The organism is Yinghuangia sp. YIM S10712, from assembly GCF_051388935.1.
Classification (GTDB): Bacteria; Actinomycetota; Actinomycetes; order Streptomycetales; family Streptomycetaceae; genus Yinghuangia.
In genome coordinates, this window is sequence record NZ_JBPKBI010000009.1 from 103,226 (window position 1) to 117,018 (window position 13,793).

A 13,793-nucleotide genomic window follows, 5' to 3' on the forward strand; every position below is an offset into this window, starting at 1 on the left:
GAGCCCTTCGCCCGTGCGCGAAGGGCGGCGGGCCGGGCCGCTCGGGGCGGGCGGCCCGGCCCGCCGCGCCGCGTATCCCAGCGCGGTGAGCGGACGGCACCCACCAGGCTGCCGCCACACCGGACCAGCCCGTGCACGCGGAGCCTGCCGACCGCGCGGGCCGTCGCGCATGCCGCCTCGCGGAGGGCGAGGAAACAGAGTGATCGTCCTGGTTCGGCGTCCTTGCGTGTGTCCGCCCCGGCCACTGTGACCAAAGCCTTTCCCGGGAGCGCCGCGAACGCTGGGCAGGGCAGGCTTCACTTGGTAGAAAAGGTCGCGGACAAGCACCTCGACGACCGAAGCCCAGCGCGGAAGGCGGCAGCGACGTGATGCACGGGCTCGTTCTCGCGCTCTTCGCGGCGACCATCCTCACGACCGCTCCGTTCGTGCTCCGCCGCGCCGAATCAGCCGGCTTCAGCCCGCGCCTCGTCCAGCAGGGCTGGCGAGCCGCCGCGGGCGGCGCCCTCGCCTCCCTCGCGCTCGCCGTCCCCGTCTTCACCACCGACCTGTGGACGTCGCCCGCGCGGGCGGTCGGGGTCACACCGGACATCGCCATAGTCGACGTCCCGCTGCCGGTGCAGATCGCCGTCGCCACCGGCGTCCTTCTCGGCCTCGCCGCCGGCTGGCGGCGAGGCGGACCCGTTGTGCGCGACTACCGCCGCGCACTGCGCGTGCAACTGGACCGCCTGGAGAGCACCAGCCCGGTCCTCGACGACGTGGAACGCGGCCACCCGCGCCTGGTCATCGTCGAGGACACCCAGCCGCGCCTCGTGCTGCTGCCGTCCCGGCCGCCGCGCGTCGAGGTCACGACGCGGGCCCTCGACCTGCTCCGGCCCGAAGAGCTCAACGCCGTCCTCACGCACATGTCCGGCCACCTGCGCCGCCGTGATGCGTGGTGGATGACCGCGTCGGAGACCATGGCCGAGGCATTCCCGCGCGTGCCGTTCTTCTCGCGGTGGGCCGACCACAGCGCCGCGCTCGCCGAGAAGGGCGCCGACGCCGACGTGCGCGGCCCGATCGCCCGCTCCAACCTGCGCCGGGCGCTGGTCAAGCTGTCCGGCCCCGGCCAGGCCAACGGGCCGTTCTGCCCGTGCTTCGCGTGGCCGCAGCAGCGGCAGCAGGAGCTGACCGTACGTCAGGTTCGCGAGCGGCGCACACCTGTCGCCGTCGTCGCACTGCGCGCACTCACCGCGGCGGCACTCGTCGTCCCCACGCTCGTGGTGGCGTCCCCGCACTTCGTCTACATGTGAGCGTTCTTGTGTGAGCTCCGCGCATCGCCGAGATCCGCGCCACGCCGTCGCTGGTGGTCGCCCCGTATTTGCTGGAAGGCTGGAAACGGCGTCGGGGAACCCCGGGGCGGCTCGCCGACCGGGTGCCCCGTACGGTGGCGTCTGATCGGAAGTGGGTGGGCGATGGCCGGGTCGAACCCCTGGGCGCAGCGCGTGCGCGGCTGGCTCGGCCCCGCCGCGGGCCAGTCCGGGCGCGGGAGCCACCCGAATCGGTCCGCGCGCCGCGCCGAGCTCGACGAGGTCGCGGCCCTGTTGTGCGATGCGAGGCGCCCGCTGGTGGTCGCCGGCTCGCACGTGGTCGACCATGACGCGGTACCGGGATTGCGCGCACTCGCCGCCGAGGCCCGAGTCGGGGTCTACAACACGTGGCGGGCCACGGGCGTGCTGCCGTGGGACAGCGACTACCACCTCGGCACGATCGGCCTCCAGGAGAACGACCTCGCGCTGTGCGCCCTCGACACCTACGACCTCATCCTGGTCACCGGGATCGCCCCCGACGAGTCGCCCGCGCTGCCCGACGACCTGCCGGTCACCCACTGCCCGGTCGCCGACCTGGAGATCCTTGCCGTGCGCTGTGCGGGACGCGACGGCCCGGCGACCACCGACGCGCCGCTGCGCGACCGGCTCGCGGCCGTCGGTCAGACGGCGTGGGGCGCCGCCTCGCCGCCGCTCGCCCCGACCCTGCTCACGCGTGAGTACGCCCTGCTGCTCGGTGCGCGCGGCATGATCGCCGCCGACGCAGGGACGGCCGGTTTCTATGTCGGGCGCACGTTCCCGACGCTGCGCCCGCGCACCGTCGAGTTGCCCGTGGCACCGGCACCCGGTTTCGCGGCGTCGGCCGTCGCCGCCCGGCGTGCCGCCGAACCCGGCCTGACCGCGTTCGCTCTCGTCGACGGCCGGCGCCCGGACGCCGCCACGAGCACGGTCGTCGCCGCTGCCGCGGAACGCGGCATCCCGGTTCCGGTCGTGTGCTGGTCCCCCGACGGACCGCAGATCGGCATCGAGGAGCACCTGCACGACGTGCGCGCCGCCGTCGCCTCCGGCGATCCGGTCGTTGTCTCGGTCGGCTACGACGCGGCGCAGCTCGCCGAACTCGAACGTGTGGCGGGCGACGTCACGGCCTGGTGAACCGTGGACCGCCTTTGAGCACCCAGTGGGCGGGCCGGGCGCGACCCCGGCGGGTTGCGGGCGCCGAGGCGGAGTCCGCGTCCGCGTTCCTCGGTCGGGTGGCCTGGCGGAAGCGGCGTAGGAGGCCTCGGCCCTCGCAGACGAGTGCCTGGTAGCTCAATGGCTGGTAGCTCAATGCCTGGTAGCTCAGCAGACAAGCCTGGATTGGTGCGCTGCCGTGTCGAACGGCGTCGGCGACCTGGTCGCCCGGTCGGTTCGGTGACGAAGCCGGCGTCGTCGGGTGCCGGGGGAAGTCGGCGTGCGCCCTGGGAGCGTCGCGGGTTCAGGACGCCCGCTCGGTGACCGCCTTCGCGTCCACCGCAGCGAAGTCCGGTTCGCGGCGCTCGGCGAAGGCGGCCAGGGCCTCGCGGTTGGCTGGGCCGCCGAGCAGCAGCCGGAAGGCTTCGTTCTCTCGCTCGCGCGCCCGGGCGACGCCGTCGCCGAGTGCCGCGGTCAGGACCCGCTTGGACTCGACCAGCGACGCGATCGACTTCGCGGCCAGAATCCGCGCGTGCCGCAGGGCTTCCGGCATCAGCGCCTCGGGGGCGACCGCCTTGTGGGCGAGCCCGAGTTCGACGCACTCCTCGGCGCCGAACCACTCGGAGCTGAGCAGCACCCACGCGGCCCGCTGGCGGCCGATGAGCGCCGGGAACGTGTGGCTGCTGCCGGCCTCGGGGGCCACGCCCAGGGACGTGAAGGGGCATTTGATCCGGGCCTCGGTCGACATGAACACCAGGTCGGCGAATCCGATGACCGTCGCGCCCACGCCCAGGGCGAGGCCGTTCATCGCCAGGACGAGCGGTTTGGGAAACGCGGCGAGCCGGTCGATCATGCCGGGAAAGCCGTGCTTGCCGGACACCGCCTGCCCGGCGTTGCGCAGTGCCATCTCCGCCAGGTCGGTGCCCGCCGAGAAAGCGCGGCCCGCGCCGGTGAGGACGACGACCGCGACGGCCGGATCGGCTGCGGCGTCGATGAGCGCCTCGCAAGTGGCGTCGTACAGCGCCTCGTTGAAGGCGTTCAGGGCGTCGGGCCGGTCGAGCGTCAGGATCCGTACCCGGTCGGTGTCCTCGATGCGGATCACGGCATCCCACTTTCCCTCGTCGCCGCCTGTCCCGGACGCCGCCAGGAAACCGTTCGTTATTGACAAAGTCAAGTGTTCCGTACGGCCTAGGCGCGGTGCTCCAAGTGCGTCGATCCGGGTTGTTCACGTGCGCGTAATGGGGTGGTCGCTGGGGAAGGTCCACGACTGCGCCGATATGCACCTCTGTAATTGCCATCGGAACGGCCGAAACAGGCGAAACAGGGAGGAGCGATCGTGGAGTTCGACGTCGTCGTGGAGATCCCGGCCGGAAGTCGCAACAAATACGAGGTCGATCGGCACACCGGTCGGATCAGGCTCGACCGCATGCTGTTCACGTCGACCGCGTACCCCGCGGACTACGGTTTCGTCGCCGGAGCGCTCGGCGGCGACGGTGATCCGCTGGACGCGCTGGTCCTCTTGGACGAGCCCACATTTCCGGGATGCCGCGTGCGTTGCCGTGCGCTGGGCATGTTCGTGATGCGCGACGAGAAAGGCCCGGACGAGAAGATCCTGTGCGTTCCCGCCCGCGACCCTCGCCGCACCGCGGTCCGCGAGATCGCCGACGTGCCCGAGCACCAACTCAACGAGATCGCGCACTTCTTTGCAGTCTACAAGGAACTCGAGCCGGGGAAATCGGTCGACGGCTCGCATTGGGAGGGGCGCGGGGAGGCGGAGAAGGAGATCACCGCGGCCCGCGAGCGTGCCGAGCGCACGGGCAACGTCTGGCCGTACGAGGGCCGCTCCGACCACCCGCCCGCCGTGCGGCCGTGAATCGGCGCCCGGCCCCCTTACGGTGGCCGTCGCGCGCCGGCGGGGCGCGTGGGTCGTCACACCGCCGGGCCCGAGACCGCGGAGTCGTCCGGGGCCAGACCACGGGCTCGACGGGAGTTGGTTGAAGCCTAAACTAAAGGTGCTACTCTGGCTCCATCGATCCGAGGAGCCTCCGATGCCTGTCACCCGCCTCAACCACGCCGTGCTGTACGTCCGCGACGTCGCCCGCAGCGAGGCGTTCTACGCCGACGTCCTCGGCTTCCGCAAGGTCATGGGCTTCCCCGGCGCCGCGTTCCTCCAGGCGTCGGGCAGCACCAACGACCACGACCTCGGCCTCTTCGAGATCGGCTCGGCCGCCGCCGACTCCGGCGCGGGCCGGTCGTCGGTCGGGCTCTACCACCTCGCGTGGGAGGTCGACACCCTCGACGAGTTGGAGCGCATCGCCCTCGTCCTGGCCGACGCCGGCGCGCTCGTCGGCGCCGGCGACCACGGCACCACCAAGGCCCTGTACGCGAAGGACCCCGACGGCCTCGAATTCGAGGTCAGTTGGCTCCTCCCCGCGGATCTCATCACCGACGAAGTCCTGTCCCTTGCCAGGTCGACGCCCACCCGGCCCCTCGACCTGGCAAGGGAGAAGGCCCGCTACGGTGGCCGGACGAAGGGCGGTGTCGGCGTCTCCGTCCCCGCCCGCTGAGCGTCACCGGCTGCTGTGGTGCCCCCGGCGTGTCCGGCACGGTCTGACGGGCGGTCAGGAGTTCGGCCACGTCTTCCGACGGTCCGTCAGGCCGCGCGACGAACACGGGGTTTGGTCGCCGGGAGTAGCCAACGGACGCGCGCGTACTCTCCCTTGAGTAGGAGCCGTTGCGCTCCAGGAGGAGTAGTCCAACAACTAAATCGACCTTCTGGGAGGACGATTCGCACCGCACGGCACGGCAGACTTTCGTGGCAACAGAAGTTCAGGGGCGGCGGGTTGTCACATTCGCGGCGGCGGATCGGTCATATCGGTGAGGACGGAACGCCGGAGCGGGGCGACGAGCCTCGGTTCCGCACTCGACCGGTTGCACCACAGTGACCACGGGTCGCCACGGGCGCGAAGTCGCCGGCATCGGCTTTGCGCCCGTGGCGCCCGTGTGAAGGGGAGGGAAACGATGAGCCGCAACGCTGTCGCCGCGTTCATCCGCTTCGTCGTGTTCGGCGGCAGCGTTGGCCTCCTCTCCGGTGCCGCCCTCATGCTGCTGACCGACACCTCCCTCGCGATGTCGATCGCCGTCGCGAACGTGATCGTGAGTGTGGTCTCGACGCTGCTGTGCAACGAGCTGCACAGCCGGTTCACCTTCAAGCGCGGCCGCGCGACGCTGCGTGCGCACGCCGAGTCCACCGGCACGGCCGTGGTCGCCTACGTCTTCACCACCACCGCGATGCTCGTCCTCGACGCCGTGGCGCCGCACGCGGGGGCGCTGACCTCGCAGGCCGTCTACCTGTCGGCGTCGGCGCTCGCGGGGATAGGGCGGTTCGTCGTCCTGCACCTGGTCGTGTTCGCGCGCAGGCCGGTCAAGGGGTTGCGCGTGGTCGTCCCGAGGACTGCGCACAACCCGGCGCCGACGCGCGAACAACTGGTGGCGGCTGCCTGACGCCGCCACCCGGAAATCCGTCGGCCGCCCTTGGGATGGCGCGGGGGCGGCCGACGGATTTTCCGATCCGGGGCCGCATGGTCCACGATTTCGGCGCAGGCCTCGTACGAAAACCTTTATTTCCTACGAAAACTCTTTTTCCGGTCTGATCGTGTCAGAGCGGAATCTACGCGACATCACGCGCCCGGCATGGTGGCATCGAAGGTGTGATCACCGCTGCCACCGCCGCTCTGGCGCTGCTTGTCTCACCCCTCGCCGCGATCGATCCGCCGGGGGTCGCCACCCCAGCCGCGCCGGTCGCCACGCCTGCCGTGCCGTCGGCCGGCACCCTGACCTGGGGGCCGTGTGAGGACGCCGACGATGCGTACGAATGTTCGACTTTGCGCGTCCCGCTGGACTACCGCGACCCGGGCCGTGCCGCCATCGACCTCCCGCTGATCCGCACGACCGCCCGTGACCCCGGCCGGCGGCTCGGCACGCTGGTCCTGCAACCCGGCGGCCCCGGCAGTTCGGGAGTCGACTTCGTCCGCGACAACTACGCCGACCTGCCCGCCGAGCTCCGCGAACGCTTCGACGTCGTCGGCTTCGACGTGCGCGGCGTGGGCCGCGCGGGCCAGGTCCGATGCTGGGACGACGCGCGGTACGGCCGGGCCATCGCCGACGCCCCCGGCATGCCGGGGCCCGGCGGGCTCAGCCGGGCCATCGCCGAGGCCGAGGACTTCAACGCGGCGTGCGTGCGCAATTCCGGCGCGCGGCTGCCTTACCTCGGGACCGGCTACGTGGCACGCGACATCGACCGGATCCGCGCCGCCCTGGGCGAGCGGCAACTCAGCTTCTACGGCAGGTCGTTCGGCACGTTCATCGGCACGGTGTACGCCGACTTGTTCCCCGGCCGCGTACGCGCGATGGCCCTGGACGGCGCCTACGACCCGGAGGCGTACGCCTCGCGCCCCTATGCGTTCGACCTCCCCCAGTTCCTCGCCCTCGACGGCGCCGTGAACCGCCTCCTGGACTGGTGCGCGGCGACCCCCGACCAATGCTCCTTCGGAGGCGGGGACCCGCACGGTGCGTTCGACCGCCTCGTCCGCAACCTGGACGCCGATCCCGTCACCGTGCCCGGCCGCGGCACCGCGGGCGGCTACACGCTGATCTACCGGTTGATGTTCAACATCAACGGAGGCCGCGCGGACTGGCCCGGCCTGGCCGCCGCGCTGTCCCTCGCCGAAGCCCGCAACCCGTCGTCCTTCCTGCTGTCGCCGCCGTCGTCGGGCTCGTTCGCGTTCCTCACGCCGAACGCCGTCGTCGAGTGCACCGACCGGGTCTACCCCCAAGGCGACGACCTGCTCGCCACCCAGCTCCGGCGCGCCGCGACACTCGCCCCCCTGCTCGGGCCCGCGCTGGCGTACGGCCCGCCCACCTACGACCACAACCACGCGCCGGCGTGCACGCGGTGGCCCGCCGAGCGGGTGAGCCGGCACGCCGGGCCGTTCCGGGCGGAGGGATCCGCGCCGCTGCTGGTGCTCGGCACGACCGGCGACCCCGACACGCCTTACCAGGACGCCGTCACCCTCGCCGAAACCCTCGACAACGCCCGGTTGCTGACCTTCGCCGCGGAGGGCCACACCGCCTTCGGCCGCAGCCGCTGCGCTCGCCGGGCCGTCGTGGACTACCTGGTCGCGGGGACGCTCCCGCCGGACGGTCACGTGTGCACCGACGAGGCACCGCCCCGGTCGGCGTCCGACGCCGCCCGCGCGGAGCAGCGCGCCGTGCCCGGCACCGTCGGCGTCGACGAACACCGCGAGATCATCGGCACACCGGACCGGTAGCCGACCGCGCACCGGCCCGTCGCCCGGCGGGCCGGTGTCGGTGCCGAGGTGTTGGATCGAACGATGACCGAGCGACCGCGTGCGAATGTCGACCCCGTCTCCTCGCGACCGTCCGTTCCAAAGGACGGGCCGGTCGTGTCCGGAGAGGACTGGTACGGCCGTGACCTGTCCGGGCAGGTGTTCACCGGCTACTCGTTCTTCGACACCGACTGGACCGAGGTCGTCGACGACGGCGGCGTGTTCGACCGCTGCACCTTCGCGAACGTCCGGTTCAACGCGTCGCGGCACACGGCGGCGGCATTCACCAACTGCACGTTCAGCAAATGCACGTTCTTCGACGTCAAGTTCGCCGACTGCAAAATGGTCGGCAGCCTGTTCCAACGCTCGACGTTCACGCTGCTGGAGGTGACCGGCGGCGACTGGTCGTATGTCGGTCTCCCCGGAGCCGACCTGCGCGGCGCCACCTTCGACGGCCTCCGCATGCGCGAGGCGGACCTGACCGCGGCCCGCCTGGAGAAGGCCTCGGTGACCGGTGTCGACCTGTCCGGCGCGATGCTGCACGGCGCCAAGTTCCACGACGCGGACCTGCGCGGCAGCGACCTGTCGTCACTGGACCCGCTGACGGCCGACCTGCGCGGCGCCACGATCAGCCTGGAGCAGGCCGCCGTGCTCGCGACCGCACTGGGGATGACCGTCGCCTGACGAAGGCCGTCCGGGCCGGACCTGCGCGCGAGCGGCGACAACGCCACACGCTTCGCATACTCGGACCATGAGCAATTTCCGCCTCGCCCGCATCCAGGACGCACCGACCCCCGCCGACGGGCGCCGCGTCCTGATCGACCGGCTCTGGCCCCGGGGCATCAGCAAGGAGAAGGCCGAGCTCGACGACTGGGCCAAGGACGTCGCGCCCTCGGCCGAACTGCGCACATGGTTCCACGCGGCGTCGGGCCACGAGCGCGACGCCGAGTTCGCCGAACGCTACGACGCCGAGCTCGACGGCGACGCCCAGCAGGCCGCTCTCGCCGCGCTGAGGACCGCCGCCCGGGAGGGGACGGTGACGCTCCTGACCGCCGTGAAGGACCCGTCCGAAAGCTACCTGTCGGTCCTGATCAAGCGGCTGGAATCCGACGACGCGACGCCCTGGCATCGCGGTACCGGACGGCACGATTCCGGCCTTGCGTAGCTGCGTGACCCGTTTCACAATCGGCGGCTCGCCCGCCCCAGTCAACCGGTTGTCCTGTTCCTGACCTGCTGCGCCTCCCACGGCCCGCGTACCGGGGGAGCCCGGCGGCCGGTTCCCGGACGGCGACTATGACCGGCTTCACGGCGGGATGCGGGGGTTCTGACTAGGGTCGGGCGAGTGCAGCGATCTTCCCGCATCGTCCCGTTGCGGCCTACCGCCGAGGGCATTTCCGGCATGCCGGCGACGCGGACCGCTCAGCTCGTGGTGTGCGCGCACGCCACGGCGAGTCGCACGGTGCGGCGCTTCGCGGTCGCGGTGCTGGCGGCGTGGCGCCGGCACGGCCTGATCGACGACACGGAGCTCATCGTCTCCGAACTCGTGGGCAACGTGCTGCGGCACACCGATTCCGGCCATGTCGTCGTCTCGCTGCGGCTGCTGCCCGAAGGCGACGCGCGGGAGTGCCTGCTGGGCACGGTCACGGACTGCTCCCCGAAGCTGCCCGGCATGCGCTGCGCCGACGAACGGGCGGAGAGCGGACGCGGCCTGACGATCGTCGACGCGCTCGCCGGTGACTGGGGCACGAGGGGCACGGACGGGGGCAAGGAAGTGTGGTTCCGGCTGACAGTGGAACCAAGCCCGGTGTCGCTGGTCCACTAGCGCAGGGTCGCGTGACGCCGCGTCGTCCGGTGACGCTCAGGATTTCTCGGTCAGCGCGGTGATGAGGAGCGCCACGTCGTCCTCCGGGCCGGCGGGCAGCACCCGCAGGGCCGCGTCGCGGAGCCGGTCCGGGGTGGCGGGAGAATCGGCGGCCGCGGCGTCGAGGACCGCGCGGAGATCCTTGATGCCGGTGTCGATGTCGCAGCCGCGCCGCTCGACGAGGCCGTCCGAGTACAGCACCACGCACGAGCCCGGCGGCACCTCGCACGATGTCTCGTCGAAGCCGATGCCGCCGATGCCGAGCAACGCGTTCGGAGGGCCGTCGAGCATGCGCGTCGGGCTGCCGGGCACGTGCAGCAAGGGCGGCGGATGCCCCGCGCGCGCCCAGGTGAGGACGCCCGCGCGGGTGTCGTAGACGGCGTAGACGCAGCTTGCCAGTTCGCCGTCCACCGCGAAGTCGTCCATCAGCGAGTCCACGTGCGACAGCAGCGCCGCGGGCGGCAGGCCGAGTCGCGCGACGGCACGGACCGCGACACGCAACTGGCCCATCAGCGCAGCGGCTTGCAGGCCGTGGCCGGTCACGTCGCCGACCACCAGGGCGACGCGGCCTTCGGGGAGCGGGATCACGTCGTACCAGTCGCCGCCGGCGAGCCGGTCGGTACGCGCCGGCTGGTAGGCGTACGAGAAGGCCAGGCCGTCGATGCTCGGCAGGTTCCTCGGCAGCAGATGCCGTTGCAGCGTGCGTACGGCCTGACGCTGTTTCACGTGCGCCTGCGCGTTGTCGATCGACGCCGCCGCGCGCAGGCCCAACTCCTCGGCCGTCTGCACGTCGTCGGCGTCGAACGCCGGGCTGTCGCCGACCCGGGCGAACATCGCGGCGCCGAGCGCTCGGCCCCGCGAGATCAGCGGCGCCACGATCTGCGAGTGCAGGCCGGCCTCGACGAGGTAGCCGCGCAACGGCGGCGCGTCCGGGCCGAGACGGGCGCCGTTGGTGAGGACCGGGCCGGGTTCGCCGACGCGGCGTTCCGGAAAAGCCGAGCTGGACTCGGCCCGTTGGCGGCGCAGCGCGGCACGGACCTCGGCGGGCACCGCGAACGGACGCGCATAGTCCTTCGGTGTGACGGACTTCAGCTCGGCGATGTCGGGGTGCAGGACGGCGGCGACGGTGCGGAGCATGGCGCCGGGCGGCGGGTCGAAGCCGTTCTCCGGCAGCGCACCCATGGGCACGGGGGCGTCGAAGAGGGCGATTGCCGCGACGTCGGCGAAGGAGGGCACGGTCACGAGCGGCAGTTGCTCGGCGCAGCCGACGACGTCCTGGCTGAACCCCATGCGCAGTTCGACTTCGTTGACGAGGGCGAGGCGGGCACGGACGTGCTCCAGCCTGCTGAGCACGTTCTCGTCGCCGGAGATGCTGTTGAGTGTGACGCCGACGCCCCGCAGGCCGTCGTCGGACCGGATCGGCCAGACCCCGAGGGTGCACAGGTACGGCTGAGCGGTGCCGCGCAGGCTGCCCCGGATCACCTGATGTACGTCCGGTTCGCCGGTTTCCACGAGGCGTAATACGGCGTCGCGGACCTCTGGGTGGGCCAGCGGGCCGTCGAGCGCCGCGATCGGCCGGTCGGCCAGCGCCTCGGCGGGCTCGCCGTGCAGCTCGGCCAACGGTGTGTTCACCGCGAGGACCTGCGCGGTCGGGGTCAGGATGCCGAGCCCGAACGGGCACTGGGCGAACAGCGGATCGGTGGAGATCCCCTGCCACCACGAGGAGTCGCGGGTGTTCGCGCGGCGCCGTGCCGGGCGGCGGGCGCCGCCGCGGCGCGGCCCGGAGCCGTCGTTATCCGGCACGTCCGGCACCTCCGGCGGGTTCGCCGACGGCGGCGGGTCCGGCACAGGGCGGGGCCACTCTTGCATCCATCAGACCTCTTTCGAAGGGGCCACCGGCACTGGCTGGTGGGGGAATCGAAGCCCCTTGCGGCATCCGCGTGTAGCCGGGGTCGCTGTTTCACACATACGAGTGAAGTCCGGGGTCGCAGGGTTTCGTCTGGGAAGCCACCCGTAGCATCGTACTTGGGGCCGGGCTGGTCCTTCCTGGCGTGGCGTGGCCACTGCCAGGAGAAGCCTGCCGGATTCATCCGGGGGAGGAGTCACTCAAGAGGCAACATCGCGTCACGATCGGGCGCGGTGGTCTTGTGCAGCCTCTTGGTACCGGGACGAACGGTACGCGGCAGCCGGTGCGTTGCGGCGGTCTGCCGGATCTGCCGGATCTGCCGGACGGTCGACCGAGTTGGCCGGAGCACGCATGATGCAGCGTGCGGGGGCCGGGAGTTGGCGACAGTCGCCGCGATCGGGCCACCGCACGCTCAGCTCGAAGTGGGTTCGGGCGTCCCGACCTTGATGCCTTCGAGGACCGTGTCGAAGAGGGACTTCGGCGGGGCCTCGGGGGCGTTGTCCAGGCCGATGAACACGACGGGGTAGACCTGTTGGCCGGACGACTGCACCGGTGCGTCGAGGAAGACGTACTGAAACGTCGCGGTGCGCCGGTGGCCGACGGAGTCGGCCGCCTTGTCCTCGACCTCGATGACGAACAGATGGGCGTCGTGGCCGTCGACGGTGATCGCTTCGTCCTTCAGGGTTTCGGTGGTACGGAAGTTGTCGTCGTCGTTGTTCGTGAGGTCGGAGACAGCGTCCGCGACCGCGGTGTCGAACGCCGTGCCGGGGAGTGTTTCGACGCCGAGCGAGCCGAGGTAGCACGGATCGGTGTCCGCACCCGGGCTCGCCGTGTCGGTTCCGGCGCACGGGACCGGGTCGGAGACCTGAGTGGTGTCCGAACCGCCGTCGGGAACCGTCCAGTTCTTGATGACCGGCAGGGTGATGCCTGTCTCCGCGTCGGTGGCCGTCCCGTCGGTGTCCGGTGAGGGTTTCGGTGCGGAGCCGGAGGCCGTGGCGGGGGTCGTGGGGCCGGACGCCACCGGGTCGGGATCGCCGTCGTCACCGCCGAGCAGGACGACCAGGGCCGCGACGATGCCTCCGACGACCACCAGCGCGGCACCCGCGAGGAGCCCGGTGCGGACGCCTCGGCCCCGCGTGGACCCCGGGGCCGGCGCGGGACCGCCGGGGGTGCTTGCCGGCGGGGGTGCCGACGGGTAGCCGCTGTACGGCGGGAACGGCGTTCCAGGGGTTCCCGGCGGCGGGTTCGGAGCCATGGCCGAGGAGGTGGGGGCCGTCGCCGGACCCGGGGGCGCCGGGACAGCGGGCGCCGAGTCGCTCAGCGGGGCGTCGGGGCCCGGGTCGGCCGGCGCGCCGGCCGACGTCGGGGACGTGGTTGCGGGGCGGGTCGACTCGGTCCACTGGGAACCGTCCCACCACCGCTCCATTCCGGGCGTGGCCGGATCGTCGTACCAGCCGGGGGATATCGAGGAGGTCACGTGCGCAAGTTACCCACAGCACCCGGCGGAGCGCCGGAACGCCCCTAAGATACGAGGCATTTGACACATTTAGACGGATTCGTTCGCGGCTTTGTGGGGATGTCCCACGTGTTTCGCCCGGACGCGGGAACGCGCCGACGCACGCCGGTCGATTGGCCCGGCTTGATGCGGGCAGTCACGACAACATGGTGGAAGACGGTCGAAGAAGGGAAGAATCGCTCAGCGAGCAGGCGGACCGGCGCTGGAACGAACTGCTCCAGGAAGTCCGTGTCGTCCAGACGGGTGCGCAGATCCTCTTCGGCTTCCTGTTGAGTGTCGCCTTCACCCCGAGGTTCGGCACCCTGACCACATTCGAACGGGCCCTCTACATCGCCGCGGTGTGCTTCGGGGCAGCCGCGACAGGAACCCTCGTCGGAGTGGTCGTGCTGCACTTCGCGGTGTCGGGCCTGCAAAGGAAGCCCAGCCTGGTGCTGTCCGCACGCCGCTTGGTGCTCCTCGGGATCGGTCTGCTCGCGATCACGGTCGCGTGCGTGCTGTTGCTGTTGCTGCACGTCGTCACGAGCGGCTACATCGCCTGGATCACGACGGTCGTGGTCCTGGCGTGGTTCGTCGTCTGCTGGGTCGTGCTGCCGGTGTCGCTGCGGCGCGGCGTCATCGAAGGCGGCTCGCAGGAGCGCGTGGCGGAGCGGTGAGGTGCACTCCCGGACGAACCAGTACGCGCCGGGGG

Annotated in this window: 13 protein-coding genes; 10 read left to right on the forward strand and 3 right to left on the reverse strand. The window is 71.6% G+C overall.

All coding sequences use genetic code 11. The features are described from left to right. Nucleotides 1-368 precede the first annotated feature (368 nt). Together ACRX5W_RS19575 and ACRX5W_RS19580 are read left to right on the forward strand one after the other, a co-directional pair. Nucleotides 369-1,289 carry a M56 family metallopeptidase gene (locus ACRX5W_RS19575; protein WP_436789501.1) on the forward strand — a complete coding sequence of 307 codons (921 nt, stop codon included), beginning with the start codon at nucleotides 369-371 and terminating at the stop codon, nucleotides 1,287-1,289. 162 nt (nucleotides 1,290-1,451) lie between these two features. Further along, nucleotides 1,452-2,456: a hypothetical protein gene (locus tag ACRX5W_RS19580; protein WP_436789502.1), complete on the forward strand. Its 1,005-nt coding sequence runs from the start codon at nucleotides 1,452-1,454 to the stop codon at nucleotides 2,454-2,456. 322 nt (nucleotides 2,457-2,778) lie between these two features. Here ACRX5W_RS19580 and ACRX5W_RS19585 read toward each other — a convergent pair whose 3' ends face one another. Continuing rightward, nucleotides 2,779-3,642 carry an enoyl-CoA hydratase/isomerase family protein gene (locus tag ACRX5W_RS19585; protein WP_436789503.1) on the reverse strand — a complete coding sequence of 288 codons (864 nt, stop codon included), beginning with the start codon at nucleotides 3,640-3,642 and terminating at the stop codon, nucleotides 2,779-2,781. A 168-nt stretch (nucleotides 3,643-3,810) separates the two neighbouring features. Here ACRX5W_RS19585 and ACRX5W_RS19590 point away from each other — a divergent pair, with 168 nt between their 5' ends. From ACRX5W_RS19590 to ACRX5W_RS19620, 7 genes are all read left to right on the forward strand, one after another. Next, nucleotides 3,811-4,347 (forward strand): inorganic diphosphatase, encoded by a 537-nt coding sequence (locus ACRX5W_RS19590; protein ID WP_436789504.1) that lies wholly within the window; start codon nucleotides 3,811-3,813, stop codon nucleotides 4,345-4,347. 175 nt (nucleotides 4,348-4,522) lie between these two features. Next, complete coding sequence (locus ACRX5W_RS19595) at nucleotides 4,523-5,041, forward strand: VOC family protein (protein ID WP_436789505.1); 519 nt, start codon at nucleotides 4,523-4,525, stop codon at nucleotides 5,039-5,041. Nucleotides 5,042-5,495: 454 nt separating this feature from the next. Beyond that, a complete protein-coding gene (locus ACRX5W_RS19600) occupies nucleotides 5,496-5,978 on the forward strand; it encodes a hypothetical protein (RefSeq protein ID WP_436789506.1) in 483 nt (160 codons plus the stop codon). 206 nt (nucleotides 5,979-6,184) lie between these two features. Beyond that, on the forward strand, nucleotides 6,185-7,804 hold the full coding sequence (locus ACRX5W_RS19605; protein ID WP_436789507.1) for an alpha/beta fold hydrolase: 1,620 nt from the start codon (nucleotides 6,185-6,187) through the stop codon (nucleotides 7,802-7,804). A 135-nt stretch (nucleotides 7,805-7,939) separates the two neighbouring features. Further along, a complete protein-coding gene (locus ACRX5W_RS19610; RefSeq protein ID WP_436789508.1) occupies nucleotides 7,940-8,506 on the forward strand; it encodes a pentapeptide repeat-containing protein in 567 nt (188 codons plus the stop codon). A 67-nt stretch (nucleotides 8,507-8,573) separates the two neighbouring features. After that, on the forward strand, nucleotides 8,574-8,987 hold the full coding sequence (locus tag ACRX5W_RS19615; protein ID WP_436789509.1) for a DUF488 domain-containing protein: 414 nt from the start codon (nucleotides 8,574-8,576) through the stop codon (nucleotides 8,985-8,987). A 177-nt stretch (nucleotides 8,988-9,164) separates the two neighbouring features. Then, entirely contained in the window at nucleotides 9,165-9,644 is a 480-nt protein-coding gene (locus ACRX5W_RS19620) for an ATP-binding protein (RefSeq protein WP_436789510.1), read from the forward strand. A gap of 36 nt (nucleotides 9,645-9,680) precedes the next feature. Here ACRX5W_RS19620 and ACRX5W_RS19625 read toward each other — a convergent pair whose 3' ends face one another. Together ACRX5W_RS19625 and ACRX5W_RS19630 are read right to left on the reverse strand one after the other, a co-directional pair. Next, entirely contained in the window at nucleotides 9,681-11,486 is a 1,806-nt protein-coding gene (locus ACRX5W_RS19625; protein ID WP_436789511.1) for a SpoIIE family protein phosphatase, read from the reverse strand. Between the two features lie 515 nt (nucleotides 11,487-12,001). Beyond that, entirely contained in the window at nucleotides 12,002-13,066 is a 1,065-nt protein-coding gene (locus tag ACRX5W_RS19630) for a DUF2510 domain-containing protein (protein WP_436789512.1), read from the reverse strand. Between the two features lie 185 nt (nucleotides 13,067-13,251). On the opposite strand from ACRX5W_RS19630, the gene ACRX5W_RS19635 reads away from it, so the two are divergent. After that, the gene (locus ACRX5W_RS19635) at nucleotides 13,252-13,758 is read left to right on the forward strand and encodes a DUF6328 family protein (RefSeq protein WP_436789513.1); all 507 of its coding nucleotides are present in this window, start codon (nucleotides 13,252-13,254) and stop codon (nucleotides 13,756-13,758) included. Nucleotides 13,759-13,793 lie beyond the last annotated feature (35 nt).

Bases quoted from the DNA above. Each gene is read 5' to 3' on its own strand.
- ACRX5W_RS19635 (WP_436789513.1), top strand. From the start codon at position 13,252: ATGGTGGAAGACGGTCGAAGAAGGGAAGAATCGCTCAGCGAGCAGGCG.
- ACRX5W_RS19580 (WP_436789502.1), top strand. From the start codon at position 1,452: ATGGCCGGGTCGAACCCCTGGGCGCAGCGCGTGCGCGGCTGGCTCGGC.
- ACRX5W_RS19595 (WP_436789505.1), top strand. From the start codon at position 4,523: ATGCCTGTCACCCGCCTCAACCACGCCGTGCTGTACGTCCGCGACGTC.
- ACRX5W_RS19575 (WP_436789501.1), top strand. From the start codon at position 369: ATGCACGGGCTCGTTCTCGCGCTCTTCGCGGCGACCATCCTCACGACC.
- ACRX5W_RS19600 (WP_436789506.1), top strand. From the start codon at position 5,496: ATGAGCCGCAACGCTGTCGCCGCGTTCATCCGCTTCGTCGTGTTCGGC.
- ACRX5W_RS19615 (WP_436789509.1), top strand. From the start codon at position 8,574: ATGAGCAATTTCCGCCTCGCCCGCATCCAGGACGCACCGACCCCCGCC.